Raw genomic sequence first — 11,872 nt, forward strand, 5'->3', positions numbered from 1 at the left:
TGTCGGCATGCTGGGACGGGGCGGTTGGCGATCAGGCGGGGAAACGCTGGCCCGCTCTGCTAGGATTCGCGGCTGATGATCTTCCTGCATTCTTCCATGATATCCGCCGCTGCCCCGTGCGGCAGCAGGCGATCCGCGTGAGCCGCAAGCTGCCCACCATCCACGGCGTGACCCGGCACGATGTCGGGCCGCTGCAGATGGAGCGCCTGGACCTGGAGTTCTCCAACGGCGAGCGTCGCCAGTTTGAGCGCCAGGTCGGGCGAGGTCATGGTGCCGTCGTGGTGGTCCCCATGCTCGACAAGGACACCGTGCTGCTGGTGCGCGAGTACGCCGCCGGCATGCATCGCTACGAGCTGGGCCTGGTGAAAGGGCGGATGGATGCCGGTGAGACACCGGCGCAGTCGGCCGACCGCGAGTTGAAGGAAGAGGCAGGCTATGGCGCGCGTCGCCTGGATGTCCTGCGTGCGATGACCCTGGCGCCCACCTACATGAGCCACCAGTCGTGGCTGGTGGTGGCGCGCGACCTGTATCCGGAGCGTTTGCCCGGCGATGAACCCGAGGAGCTTGAAGTCGTGCCGTGGAAGCTTGATGCGCTCGATCAGCTGATGCTGCGCGAGGATTTTTCCGAGGGGCGCTCGCTCGCCGCGTTGTTCATCGCCCGCGAGTGGCTGGCGGGCCAGGCATGAGCCGCATCACCGCAGACCTGCACGAGGCGGTCATCGCCATCGCCCGCGATGCGTCGGCCGCCATCATGCAGGTCTACGCGGAAGACTTCGATGTCGAGCACAAGGCCGACAACAGCCCGCTCACGCGCGCCGACCTGGCCGCCCACCACATCATCGCCGACGGCCTGCGCCGGTTGACGCCGGAGCTGCCGCTGCTGAGCGAGGAGGGGGCCGACATTCCCTGGGCCACTCGCCAGGACTGGCATGCCTATTGGCTGGTCGATCCCCTCGACGGCACCCGCGAGTTCGTCAAGCGCAATGGCGAGTTCACGGTCAACATCGCCCTGATCGAGGCGCACCAGCCGGTGTTCGGAGTGATCATGGCGCCGGTGACCGGCACCATCTGGCACGCGCAGGCGGGGCACCGTGCGCTGCGCCGGGATGGCCAGACCGACCAGGAACTGCGCACCCGGCGTCCGGCGAACGCGCCGCTACGCGTAGCGGCGAGCCGTTCGCACCGCGATCCACGCACGCAGGCCGTCCTCGACCAGTTGCCCGATGCCGAGCCCATCCCGCTGGGCTCCTCGCTGAAGTTCTGCCGCATCGCCGAAGGCGCGCTGGACGTCTATCCGCGTTTCGGCCCGACCTGCGAGTGGGACACCGGTGCCGGGCAATGCATCCTGGAGGCTGCCGGCGGCGTGCTGCTGGCGCCCGATGGCCGGGCCTTCCGCTACAACCGGCGCGAAACCCTGCTCAACGGGGACTTCATGGCGCTGGGCGACCCGCAGCTGCCTTGGCAGGACTGGCGCTAGCGCACGAATGAGCGCCGGCTGGTTCGCGCTGGTGCTGCTGGCGGCAGTGGCCCACGCCGGCTGGAACGCGCTGCTCAAGCTGGGGCTGGACCGCTTCGTCTCGGCTTCGCTCATCCAGGCCTGCGCCGGACTGGCAGCGCTGTGCCTGGTGCCGTTCGTCGCCTGGCCGACGCCACAGATGTGGCTGTGGATCGGTCTGTCGGCCGTCCTCCATGTCGCCTACAACCTATGCCTGGCCCAGGCCTACCGGCACGGTGACCTGAGCCAGGCCTATCCGCTGGCGCGGGGCGGGGCGCCGCTGCTCGTGGCCCTGGCCGCCTGGGCGCTGCTCGATGAAACATTGGGGCCGTGGGGCAGCCTGGGCCTGGGATTGCTGGTGGCGGGGATCGCCTGGATGGCCCTGCGCGGCGGGGGCCGGACCAGTGCGCCGCGCGGGCCACTGCTGCGCAGTGCGCTGGCCACCAGCGCCTGCATCGCGGCCTACACCCTGTGCGATGCGAGCGGCGCGCGCGCCAACGATGCGCCGTGGTCCTATGCGGCGTGGTTGTTCGTTACCAACGGCGTGGTCGCGATGACCTTGCTGGGGGCGGTGCGCGGGCCGCGCGTGTTCGCCACGCTGGGGCCGCACTGGCGCGCGGGCCTGGCCGGCGGTGCGATGTCGATGCTCGCCTACACGCTGGTGATCGCGGCGACCACGCATGCCGCGGTGGGCCTGGTGTCGGCGCTGCGCGAAACCAGCGTGCTGTTCGCGCTGCTCATTGGTGCGCTGCGACTGCGCGAGCGCTTGCCGCCGGCGCGCATTGTGGCCGCAGCGCTGATCGTGGCCGGCGTGGTGGTCATCCGTCTGGCCTGAGCTGCCTACACTGTGCGGTGACTTCCCCCACATGGAGACACCATGCCTGCGCCAGATCCTGTCCAGACACCTTCCATCGATCGCCTGCTGTCGATCATGGCGCGCCTGCGCGACCCCCAACGCGGCTGCCCCTGGGATCTGGCGCAGGATTTCTCCACGATTGCCCCCTACACGATCGAGGAAGCCTACGAGGTCGTCGATGCGATCGACCGTGGCGACCTGGACGATCTGAAGGACGAGTTGGGCGATCTGCTGCTGCAGGTGGTCTTCCATGCGCAGATGGCCGCCGAGCAGGGGGCTTTCGAGTTCGACGAGGTGGCCGATGCGATCAGCGACAAGCTGGTGCGTCGACACCCGCACATCTTCGCCTCCGTGCAAGCAGACGATGCGGCGGACGTGGCGCGGAACTGGGAGGAGATCAAGCGCATCGAGCGCGCAGGCAAGGGCGAGCAGGACGCCTCGGCCCTGGCCGCCATCTCGCGCGGCATGCCCGAGTGGCAGCGTGCGCTCAAGCTGCAGTCGCGCGCGGCCAAGACCGGCTTCGACTGGCCCAGCCCGGCGCCGGTCATGGCCAAGCTCGAGGAGGAAATGGCTGAGGTACGGGCTGAGTTGGCGCGCGACGCCGATGATCCCGATCGCGCGGCGCGCCTACAGGACGAGATCGGAGACCTGCTGTTCGTCTGCCTCAACCTGGCCCGTAAGTCCCAGGTCGATGCCGGCAGCGCTTTGCGCCATGCCAATGCCAAGTTCGAGCGCCGCTTCCGCGCCATGGAAGCGGAAGCCGAGCGCGATGGCCTCACGTTCGCCGAGCTTGAGCTGGAGGCCCAGGAGGCCCTGTGGCAACGGGTCAAGCGCAACGAGCGCCAAGTTGCGGGCTGAAGTCTTCCTGGATCGGTGTCCTCAGGCGCCGGGGTCGTAGCACATCAGGAAGGCGGCGCCCACGATCAGGGCGAACGCCGCGTCGTGGTTTTACTTCAGCGGTTGGCGCAGCGACCAGATCGAAATCCCGCGAACACGGTCTGGCTGATGATCTCCGGGATCGTCTTGAGCTGGACCACCGGGTAAACCGCGCTGCCCATACGATTTGCAGGCATCTGCAGGCTTTACGCGAAGAAGGCGCTGCCCCAATGGTCACGATCACCAGCAGCGGCACGGCCGTGCAGTCGAGGTGTCCGTACCAGGTGAAAGTCATGGAAATGTCGGAGCCCGGCAGCACAATGATGGTCAGGACACGGTCGAGCATGGGAGATCGCTTGCGAAGCCGGAGCGCGACTCCAGCCACTCATGACGCCAAAGCGCCGTCCTTGGCTGAATCCGGGTGAACCGAGCCTCGCTTGAGCCGTTATGCGCTGTGGTCTTCACGCGCTGTCGACCGGCGGCTCTTTAGTTTCACAAACCTGAAGTTTGCGTTTCTCCGGAGATCTGACTATGCGGCATGCGCAGGAGACCTCGGGGCTGGTGCTGGTTGTCGAAGACAACCGCAACATCTCCGAGATGATTGGTGAGTACCTCGAAGGCAAGGGATTCGAGGTGGATTACGCGTCCGACGGGCTGGATGGCTATCGTCTGGCGACTGAAAACAGCTATGACGTGTTGGTGCTGGACCTGATGCTGCCGCGCATGGACGGCCTGGAAGTGTGCCGCCGCCTGCGCAGCGAGGCCCGCAAGTCCACCCCGGTGCTGATGCTGACTGCGCGCGACACCCTGGACGACAAGCTCAGCGGCCTGGGCACCGGTGCTGATGATTACCTCACCAAGCCCTTCGCCATCCAGGAACTGGAAGCCCGCCTGCGCGCGCTGATCCGCCGCGAGCGTCGTCAGGTGGGGTCGGAGGTGCTCAAGGTCGCCGACCTGGTCCTGGATCCGGTGAGCATGCGCGTGACCCGCGGTGGAACCGAGCTGATGCTCTCGCCGATCGGCCTGCGCCTGTTGACCATCCTGATGCGTGAATCGCCGCGCGTGGTGACGCGTCAAGAGATCGAACGCGAAATCTGGGGCAATGGTCTGCCCGACTCGGACACCCTGCGCAGCCATCTTTACAACCTGCGCAAGGTGATCGACAAGCCGTTCGACAAGCCGCTTCTGCATACCGTGCAGAGTGCCGGCTACCGCGTCGCTGACATCACCTGAACCCAGGCGGGCGCCACGGCGCCCGCCTGGACACCAGGTTCTTTCGATTCGATCGTCGTGCCCCACGGACTTCCACGCAGCATCAGGATCGCCTTCATCCTGAGGGTGGCATTGGCCAGCCTTGCGGTGATCGCGACCGTGCTCATTGCCTCTTCCGTCATCAAGCACAGCCTCGTGCAGACCATGCTGCGCGAGGAGGCCTCGCATTTCTGGGGGCTGTACGCCGCTTCGCCGGCGCAACCGCCCCCGAACACCCATGACTTGCGCGGTTATCTGGTCCTGCGCGGGCAATCCGAGCTGACCCTGCCGGATGAGCTGCGCGGCCTGGCGCCAGGCACGCACAGCGTGGGACGCGAGTTGGTGCTGGTCGAGGACAAAGGGCCGGGGCGGCTGTATCTGGTGTGGCTGGGAACGCAGGCCGAGCGACTGTTCTTCTGGTCCGGGACCTTGCCGTTGCTGCTGTGTCTCGCGGCACTCTACGGCGCGTCCTATCTGACCTATCGCTTCTTCAAACGGCTGGTGTCGCCGGTGTCGTGGCTGGCCCGGCAGGTGGCCCAGTGGGATCCGCGCGAGCCGGACACCACGGCGCTGGCACCCGAACACCTGCCAAAGGAAGTCCAGGGCGAGGCCCGGCAACTGGCCGTGGCCCTGCGCGGACTGTCCGAGCGCGTGGCCGCCCAGGTCGCGCGCGAGCGGGATTTCACCCGCGACGCCAGCCACGAACTGCGCACGCCGCTGACCGTTATCCGGGTCGCCAGCGACCTGGCGCTGGCCGGAGAGTTGCCGCCGCGCGCGGTGCGCTCGCTGCAGCGCATCCAGCGCTCGAGCCGCGAGATGGAAGCGGTGATCGATGCCTTCCTGATCCTGGCGCGCGAGGCCGATGTCGAGCCGCAGAGCGAGGATTTCGGGGTGGCCGAGATCGTGCTGGACGAGGCTGAGAGCGCGCGCGACCTGCTGATCGGCAAGCCGGTGGATCTCACCGTCGTGTGCAATGCCAAGCCGCGCCTGCACGCCCCGCCGCGGGTCATGCACGTGGTGGTCAGCAACCTGTTGCGCAATGCTTGCAGTTATACCGACGAGGGCCGGATCGAGGTCATCGTGGAGACCGACCAGTTCGTGGTGCGCGATTCGGGCATCGGCATGACCTCCGACGCGATGTTGCGCGCCTTCGAACCGTTCTACCGGGTGGACGAGTCACGCCAGCACAGCACCGGCCTGGGCCTGTCGATCGTGCACCGCCTGTGCCAGCGCTTCGGCTGGAAGGTCGAGCTGGCCAGCGTGCTGGGCCAGGGCACGACCGCGACGGTGCGCTTCGCGCCCTAGCGCCCCGGCACATCCGGAGCACGGTGGGTATCCTGCGCTGGACGCGCAAACCCGGAGTCGTTGATGCCTGTCTGCGATGCGCCTTTCGTGCTTGCGATCCACGGCGGGGCTGGGGTGATCGAGCCCGAGGCCCTGTCCGCCGACGAGGCGCGGGTCATCCATGCGGCCTTGGGCGCGGCGCTTGAGGCGGGGCACGTGCTGTTGCGCGATGGCGGAACCGCGCTGGATGCGGTGGAAGCCGCAGTGATCCGGCTGGAGGAGTCGCCCTGCTTCAATGCCGGGTTCGGCGCCGTGTTCACGGCCGAGGGCGCCCACGAACTGGACGCCGCGTTGATGGAAGGACACACGCGCCGTGCAGGCGCGGTGGCCGGCGTGCGCACGGTGCGCAATCCAGTGCGACTGGCGCGCGCGGTCATGGAGCGCTCTGCGCACGTGCTGCTGGCCGGCGAAGGCGCCGAGCGCTTTGCCGACGGGCTGCCGGACCTGGAGCGGGTTGCGAATGCCTGGTTTGGAACGCCCGCGCGCCACGCACAACTGTTGCTGGCGCAGGCCCGCGAGGCTGCGCCTGGCGATGGGCTCAAGGGACGCTATTTCGGAACGGTCGGCGCGGTGGCACTGGACCGCCACGGGCGTCTTGCTGCGGCGACGTCCACCGGTGGCATGACCAACAAGCGCTTTGGCCGGATCGGTGACTCGCCCCTGATCGGCTCGGGGACCTGGGCCGACGCGCGTTGCGCGGTGTCCGCAACGGGCTGGGGCGAGATCTATATCCGCTGTGCGGCGGCACACGACATCGCCGCGCGCATGGCCTACGGCGGGGCCTCGCTGGCCGAGGCGAGCGAGGCGGTGATCCTGGGCGAAGTGCCCGCGCTGGGCGGGGACGGCGGCGCGATCGCGGTGGATGCGGCCGGGAACCTGGCGATGCCGTTCAGTACCTCCGGCATGTACCGGGGTTGGATCGACCGCCATGGCCAGCGCTGCACGCGCATCTTCCGCGACTGACCATGGTGCGCACGCCTCAGCGCGCGGCGTCGACGTAAGGCTTCAACAGTCGGGTCCACAGCGCGTAGCCGTCGGCGTTCATGTGCAGCATGTCCGGGCCGAACAATTCCGGTCGCAGGCTGCCGTCGGCCTTGAGCATCGGAGTGAACACGTCGACGAAGGTCAGCCCGGGATCCTTGGCGGCCATCGCTTCGATCAGCGCATTGGCCTGACGGATCTGCGGCAGCAGGTTCGCGCGCGAGGGGCTGGGCTTGATCGCGACATAGACCACCGGTTCGCCCGGCAGGTCACGCCGGATGCGTTGGACGAACGCCGCCACGTCCGCGGCGACCTGTTGCGGGCTGCGCCCGGCCGCCAGATCGTTGTCGCCGGCATAGAAGACGATCTTGCGCGGGTGGTAGGGCACCACGATGCGGTCGGCGTAATAGGTGCTGTCGCGGACCTCCGAGCCACCGAAGCCGCGGTTGATCACGGTGGCCTCCGGGAAGTCCTGGGCCAGTGAGGTCCATTTGCGGATCGACGAGCTGCCGATGAACAACACCGCGTCGCGGGGCGGCGGATTGGCGGCGTCCTGCGCGGCGAAGTGATCCATGTCCGCGGCCCAGGCCGCATTGGAGACCTGCCCACTGGCCACTTCAGGTGGCTGCGCCGGCGCTGGCGCGGGCGGTGGCACGGTTGCCACCGGTGCCTGGGCGCAACCGCCCAGCAGGACGGCCGCCAACGCGGCGCAGACAAGACCTGACTTCATACCCATGCAACGTCCTCCCGGAATACAAACCGGGCGCCAGTGGAGCAGGCTGGCCTTGGCGTTGCAAATCCGGCCCGGTGTGGCGATATGGCAAAATCACCGGCCTTGCGCGACACGAGCGGCCTGATGTCCATCGATTCTGTTCCGTTCCCGGTCTTCGGGCCGGCGCCGCCGCACGGCCGGGGCGCCTGAGCGTGGCCGATCTCTACGGGCATACCCCGCGTGGTCCGGCCCGGATTCTGAAGGCCGCGCGCTGGTCCTGGCTGGGGCTGCGGGCGGCCTGGCTATACGAGTCCTCCTTCCGTCTGGAAGTGCTCTTGTGCGTGATTCTTGCGCCGCTGGGCCTCTGGTGGGGCAGTACCGGCGTGGAGCGGGCGCTGCTGGTGGGATGCCTGCTGCTGGTGCTGGGCGTGGAGCTGCTGAATTCGGCCATCGAGGCGGTCATCGAGCGCTACGGGGCGGAGTTTCACGAGCTCGCCGGCCGCGCCAAGGACATGGGATCGGCCGCGGTCTTGATGGCCATGCTCAACGTGCTGCTCTGCTGGGGCCTGATCCTCGGGCCGCGTCTGTACCTGTTGTTGTTCTCCCCCTCGCTTTAGGACCTACCCCCTGCATGAACCTCGAATTCCTCGCCGACCCCCAGTCGTGGCTGACGCTGCTGACGCTCAGCACGCTGGAGATCGTGCTGGGCATCGACAATCTGGTGTTCATCTCCATCGCCGTCAGCCGCCTGCCCGAAGCGCGCCGCGCCGGTGCACGCAAGCTCGGCATTGCGGTGGCCTGCCTGACCCGCATCGCGCTGCTCATCTCGCTGGCCTATCTGGCCCGGATGAGCTCGGATCTGTTCACGGTCGCCGGCATGGGCATCTCGGTACGCGATCTGATCCTGATCGTCGGCGGCGTGTTCCTGGTGGTGAAGGGGATCATGGAAATCCGCGAGCTGGTCAGCGGCGGCGAGGACGAGGATCCGTCCACGACCAAGGTGTCCTCGGTCTTCGGACTGGTGATCCTGCAGATCGCGATCATCGACATCGTGTTCTCGCTGGACTCGGTGATCACCGCGGTCGGCTTTGCCAAGGACATCCCGATCATGGTCGCGGCCATCGTGCTGGCGGTGCTGATGATGCTGCTGGCGGCCAATCCGCTGGGGCGCTTCATCGACGCCAATCCGACGGTCAAGATGCTGGCGCTGGCGTTCATCGTGCTGGTGGGCGTGGTGCTGGTGCTCGATGGCCTCGAGCTGCATGTGCCTAAGGCCTATGTGTACTTCGCCATGGGCTTCTCGGCGCTGGTCGAGAGCCTCAACCTGTGGATGCGGCGCCGCGCGGCACAGCACGGCATCAAGGGTGCGGGCGAGTTCTAGGGCTGCAACGAGGTCTTCATGTCGCCCTGTTCATAGTGTGACCCTCGCGGCCGGTCGCGCCGCCCGTGCCGGAACACAGGAGCCCACGCACCATGCGCAGCCTCATCCGTTCGATCTTGCTGCTCGCGACCCTTGGCCTGTTGGCCGGGTGCGGCTACAACACCATCCAGCAGAAGGATCAGGCCGTGAAGGCCAACTGGTCGGAGGTCCTCAACCAGTATCAGCGCCGCGCCGATCTGATTCCCAACCTGGTGCGCACCGTGCAGGGCTACGCGCAGCAGGAGCGCCAGGTGCTGACCGAGGTCACCAATGCCCGGGCTCAAGTAGGCAAGATCCAGGTCAATGCCGACGATGCCGCCTCGTTACAGCAGTTTTCCCAGGCACAGGGTGAGCTGGGGAGCGCGCTGAGCCGCCTGCTGGTGGTCAGCGAGAACTACCCCACGCTCAAGTCCGACCAGAACTTCCGTGACCTGCAGGCGCAGCTGGAAGGCACCGAGAACCGCATCACCGTCGCGCGCGGCCGTTACATCCAGGCCGTTCAGGACTACAACACCTATATCCGCCAGTTCCCGCAGGTGCTGACGGCAAAGGTCACCGGCGCCAAGGAGAAGCCCAATTTCTCGGTGGCCAACGAGGCCCAGCTTTCGCAGGCGCCGACCGTTGACTTCAGTCAGCCAGCGCCCGTGCAGCCCCAGGCGCCCGCCACAACCGAGCCCGCCACCAGCCAGGCGCCGGCGCCATCTCCTGCCCCGGCGCAATAAGGACATCCCGGATGCCGCTGCGCGGCCGGATGCTGCGATGGGTCCTGGGCCTGCTCTGCGCGCTGGCTTGGCCGGCCCTGGCGCAGGACGCCGCGATTCCATCGCTGGACGCGCCGGTGATCGACACCACCGGCACGCTGTCCGCCAGCCAGGCCGATGCGTTGCGCCAGCAGGCCCTGGCCCTGCAGCAGCGCAAGGGCGCGCAGTTGCAGGTACTGATGGTGCCCACTACCGCGCCGGAAACCATCGAGCAGTACACCCAACGCGTATTCGATCAGTGGAAGCTCGGCCGCAAGGGCGTGGATGACGCGGTGCTGCTGGTCGTCGCCAAGGACGACCGCCGCGTCCGCATCCAGCCGGGCTACGGGCTGGAGGGGGCGATTCCCGATGCGATCGCCAACCGGATCATCCAGGAATACCTCGTGCCGCGGTTCGGCCAGGGGGACTACGCAGGAGGACTGGCGGAGGCCACCGGCGTGCTGGTCAAGCTGGTCGATGGCGAGCCGTTGCCCGAGCCGCAGAGCACGCACAGCGAGCGGCCGCGCGCCAGCGGCGGCAACTGGATGTTCGGACTGATCGTCGGGCTGATCGTGGCCAACGTGGTGCGGGTGTTCCTGCGGGGAACGCCGCGCCCGATCAGGGCCATCGCCGGTGGCGCGGTCGGCGGCGGCGTGGCGTGGCTGCTGTCCTCGTTGTTCCTGGTGGGCGGTCTGGCGGGTTTCATCGGCCTGATCATGGGGCTGATGGGAGGCGGCTCGGGGGGGCGCTTCGCCGGACCCGGTGGCTTTGGTGGCTGGGGCGGCGGCGGATTCGGAGGAGGCGGCTTCGGGGGAGGCGGTTTTGGCGGCGGTGGTGGTGGCTGGAGCGGTGGCGGTGGCATGTCCGGAGGCGGTGGCGCCTCGGGGAGCTGGTGATGCGCTGGTTTCGCCATCTGTTTCCACCGTCGGCGCATCGACTGTTCCCGGCCGAAAGCCTCCAGCGCATCGCCGCGGCGATCGCCGAGGGCGAGCGGACCCATACCGGTGAGGTGATGTTCGCGGTCGAACCCGGGCTGGCGCTCGGCGCCGTCCGCCGCGGGCTGCAGGCGCGCGATGCGGCGTACGCGGCGTTCGGACGGCTGCGGACGTGGGACACCGAGGCCAATAACGGCGTGCTGATCTACCTGCTGCTGGCCGATCATAGGATCGAGATCGTCGCCGACCGGGGCCTGGAAGGGCGTGTGACCGAGGTGGAATGGCGTGAAGTCTGTGGCCGGATCGAGGCGGGCATGCGGGCCGGCACGCCGGAGGCCGCCATCATCGAGGGCGTGCGCGCGACGTCGCTGCATCTGGCGCGTCACTTTCCTGCGGATCAGGGCACTCCGGATGACAACGAATTGCCGGATCTGCCCACCATCCTGAACTAAGCGGGCGCGCCGGCAGGGTGTGAACTCCACCACAGTTGCCGTGCTGGTTAGCTGATTTTCATCACGTTGTCTTCACTGCAATGGTGGGCTGGGGCAGAATCCAGGGTCTGGCCGAGTCGCGGCACGCTTCATGCATCGTCCAGACAGGGCGCGATCGTCGCCCCACCCGCGCTCGGTGCGCCGTCTTCGTGGGTGTGCCTTCGTCCCGCCAGGACCCGCCATGCATCCCGCCATTGCCGACACCTTGTCCCGTCTGCCCGCGCTGTACAGCGCCGCGCTGCGTCCCCGTCATCGCGAACTGGCCGTCGCTGTCGCGGCGTCGAGCGCCCTGGTCGCGGCGGGCTGCAACGTCCTGGCGGCGCTGGCGCTGGTGCTGACCTGGTTCGAATACCTCTGCCACCGGCGTTGGGTGTTCCCGGGCGAGAACGAGCGTGCCACCTTCATGCGCGCCATTGCCTGCGTGGCCTTCGCCTGGCTCAGTACGGCTGCGGGCATCGGCGAGGCGGCCTGGGGGCTGGGCGCCTTCATCCTGGTGCAGACGGTGCTGGCGCTGCTGGGTTCACTGAAGCTGCGTCATGCATTTCTGCGCGATGTGGCCCACGCCAGCGGCGCGGTGCCGGCACACGAGCTGCTGCTGGCCTGCCGCAGCGATCGCGGTCTGGTCGAATCCTGGCTGGCGGGCGACGAATCGCTGGCTGAGCAGGCCCAGGCGGCCTTGCAGGTCGCCGGGTTGCGCCTGTTCCGCCTGCGTTCGCCAGCGCCCGTGGTGGACCAGGGGCCGGCCCAGTAGAGCTCCGATTTTCCCGCCGT

General features: G+C 67.9%; 15 protein-coding genes and 1 pseudogene. 13 read left to right on the forward strand and 3 right to left on the reverse strand.

Annotated elements, in window-relative coordinates:
- The first annotated feature begins 137 nt into the window (after window positions 1–137).
- The 4 genes from nudE to mazG are packed head-to-tail and all read left to right on the forward strand — an operon-like array spanning window position 138 to window position 3,209.
- Window positions 138–686 (forward strand): ADP compounds hydrolase NudE, encoded by a 549-nt coding sequence (gene nudE, locus PJ250_RS13165; protein WP_271645034.1) that lies wholly within the window; start codon window positions 138–140, stop codon window positions 684–686.
- The gene (gene cysQ / locus PJ250_RS13170) at window positions 683–1,477 is read left to right on the forward strand and encodes a 3'(2'),5'-bisphosphate nucleotidase CysQ (RefSeq protein ID WP_271645035.1); all 795 of its coding nucleotides are present in this window, start codon (window positions 683–685) and stop codon (window positions 1,475–1,477) included. Before nudE ends, cysQ begins: the two co-directional genes overlap by 4 nt.
- 7 nt (window positions 1,478–1,484) lie before the next feature.
- The gene (locus PJ250_RS13175) at window positions 1,485–2,330 is read left to right on the forward strand and encodes an EamA family transporter (RefSeq protein WP_271645037.1); all 846 of its coding nucleotides are present in this window, start codon (window positions 1,485–1,487) and stop codon (window positions 2,328–2,330) included.
- A gap of 42 nt (window positions 2,331–2,372) precedes the next feature.
- Complete coding sequence (gene mazG / locus PJ250_RS13180; RefSeq protein ID WP_271645038.1) at window positions 2,373–3,209, forward strand: nucleoside triphosphate pyrophosphohydrolase; 837 nt, start codon at window positions 2,373–2,375, stop codon at window positions 3,207–3,209.
- 21 nt (window positions 3,210–3,230) lie between these two features.
- On the opposite strand, the pseudogene PJ250_RS20615 reads toward mazG, so the two are convergent.
- Window positions 3,231–3,573: pseudogene (locus PJ250_RS20615) on the reverse strand (DMT family protein).
- Between the two features lie 185 nt (window positions 3,574–3,758).
- Between PJ250_RS20615 and PJ250_RS13190 the strand changes: the two are divergent.
- Entirely contained in the window at window positions 3,759–4,460 is a 702-nt protein-coding gene (locus PJ250_RS13190; protein WP_271645040.1) for a response regulator transcription factor, read from the forward strand.
- Here PJ250_RS13190 and PJ250_RS13195 read toward each other — a convergent pair.
- Window positions 4,436–4,606, reverse strand: a complete 171-nt coding sequence (locus PJ250_RS13195) for a hypothetical protein (protein ID WP_271645041.1) — start codon at window positions 4,604–4,606, stop codon at window positions 4,436–4,438. The genes PJ250_RS13190 and PJ250_RS13195 overlap by 25 nt on opposite strands.
- 28 nt (window positions 4,607–4,634) lie before the next feature.
- Here PJ250_RS13195 and PJ250_RS13200 point away from each other — a divergent pair, with 28 nt between their 5' ends.
- Both PJ250_RS13200 and PJ250_RS13205 read left to right on the forward strand, forming a co-directional pair.
- Entirely contained in the window at window positions 4,635–5,783 is a 1,149-nt protein-coding gene (locus PJ250_RS13200) for a sensor histidine kinase (RefSeq protein WP_271645042.1), read from the forward strand.
- Between the two features lie 63 nt (window positions 5,784–5,846).
- Window positions 5,847–6,785, forward strand: a complete 939-nt coding sequence (locus PJ250_RS13205) for an isoaspartyl peptidase/L-asparaginase family protein (protein ID WP_271645044.1) — start codon at window positions 5,847–5,849, stop codon at window positions 6,783–6,785.
- Between the two features lie 16 nt (window positions 6,786–6,801).
- Here PJ250_RS13205 and PJ250_RS13210 read toward each other — a convergent pair whose 3' ends face one another.
- Window positions 6,802–7,539: an SGNH/GDSL hydrolase family protein gene (locus PJ250_RS13210; protein WP_271645045.1), complete on the reverse strand. Its 738-nt coding sequence runs from the start codon at window positions 7,537–7,539 to the stop codon at window positions 6,802–6,804.
- Between the two features lie 188 nt (window positions 7,540–7,727).
- On the opposite strand from PJ250_RS13210, the gene PJ250_RS13215 reads away from it, so the two are divergent.
- From PJ250_RS13215 to PJ250_RS13240, 6 genes are all read left to right on the forward strand, one after another.
- Window positions 7,728–8,132, forward strand: a complete 405-nt coding sequence (locus PJ250_RS13215; protein WP_271645046.1) for a diacylglycerol kinase — start codon at window positions 7,728–7,730, stop codon at window positions 8,130–8,132.
- Window positions 8,133–8,146: 14 nt separating this feature from the next.
- Complete coding sequence (locus PJ250_RS13220) at window positions 8,147–8,896, forward strand: TerC family protein (protein WP_271645048.1); 750 nt, start codon at window positions 8,147–8,149, stop codon at window positions 8,894–8,896.
- A gap of 92 nt (window positions 8,897–8,988) precedes the next feature.
- Entirely contained in the window at window positions 8,989–9,657 is a 669-nt protein-coding gene (locus tag PJ250_RS13225; protein WP_271645050.1) for a LemA family protein, read from the forward strand.
- Window positions 9,658–9,674: 17 nt separating this feature from the next.
- Window positions 9,675–10,571: a TPM domain-containing protein gene (locus PJ250_RS13230; RefSeq protein ID WP_271648638.1), complete on the forward strand. Its 897-nt coding sequence runs from the start codon at window positions 9,675–9,677 to the stop codon at window positions 10,569–10,571.
- Window positions 10,571–11,062, forward strand: coding sequence for a TPM domain-containing protein (locus PJ250_RS13235; protein WP_271645051.1), 492 nt, complete (start codon window positions 10,571–10,573; stop codon window positions 11,060–11,062). The genes PJ250_RS13230 and PJ250_RS13235 overlap by 1 nt, the downstream gene beginning before the upstream one ends.
- 220 nt (window positions 11,063–11,282) lie before the next feature.
- Window positions 11,283–11,852 (forward strand): hypothetical protein, encoded by a 570-nt coding sequence (locus PJ250_RS13240; protein ID WP_271645053.1) that lies wholly within the window; start codon window positions 11,283–11,285, stop codon window positions 11,850–11,852.
- Window positions 11,853–11,872: the final 20 nt, after the last annotated feature.

This window comes from Pseudoxanthomonas sp. JBR18 (assembly GCF_028198165.1).
Taxonomy (GTDB): domain Bacteria; phylum Pseudomonadota; class Gammaproteobacteria; order Xanthomonadales; family Xanthomonadaceae; genus Pseudoxanthomonas_A.

What these genes read in the sequence shown, in the direction of transcription:
- PJ250_RS13205 (WP_271645044.1), top strand. Translation starts at nt 5,847, where the DNA reads ATGCCTGTCTGCGATGCGCCTTTCGTGCTTGCGATCCACGGCGGGGCT.
- PJ250_RS13210 (WP_271645045.1), bottom strand. Translation starts at nt 7,539, where the DNA reads ATGGGTATGAAGTCAGGTCTTGTCTGCGCCGCGTTGGCGGCCGTCCTG.
- PJ250_RS13175 (WP_271645037.1), top strand. Translation starts at nt 1,485, where the DNA reads ATGAGCGCCGGCTGGTTCGCGCTGGTGCTGCTGGCGGCAGTGGCCCAC.
- PJ250_RS13240 (WP_271645053.1), top strand. Translation starts at nt 11,283, where the DNA reads ATGCATCCCGCCATTGCCGACACCTTGTCCCGTCTGCCCGCGCTGTAC.
- mazG (WP_271645038.1), top strand. Translation starts at nt 2,373, where the DNA reads ATGCCTGCGCCAGATCCTGTCCAGACACCTTCCATCGATCGCCTGCTG.
- PJ250_RS13190 (WP_271645040.1), top strand. Translation starts at nt 3,759, where the DNA reads ATGCGGCATGCGCAGGAGACCTCGGGGCTGGTGCTGGTTGTCGAAGAC.
- PJ250_RS13195 (WP_271645041.1), bottom strand. Translation starts at nt 4,606, where the DNA reads ATGAGCACGGTCGCGATCACCGCAAGGCTGGCCAATGCCACCCTCAGG.
- PJ250_RS13225 (WP_271645050.1), top strand. Translation starts at nt 8,989, where the DNA reads ATGCGCAGCCTCATCCGTTCGATCTTGCTGCTCGCGACCCTTGGCCTG.
- cysQ (WP_271645035.1), top strand. Translation starts at nt 683, where the DNA reads ATGAGCCGCATCACCGCAGACCTGCACGAGGCGGTCATCGCCATCGCC.
- PJ250_RS13235 (WP_271645051.1), top strand. Translation starts at nt 10,571, where the DNA reads ATGCGCTGGTTTCGCCATCTGTTTCCACCGTCGGCGCATCGACTGTTC.
- PJ250_RS13220 (WP_271645048.1), top strand. Translation starts at nt 8,147, where the DNA reads ATGAACCTCGAATTCCTCGCCGACCCCCAGTCGTGGCTGACGCTGCTG.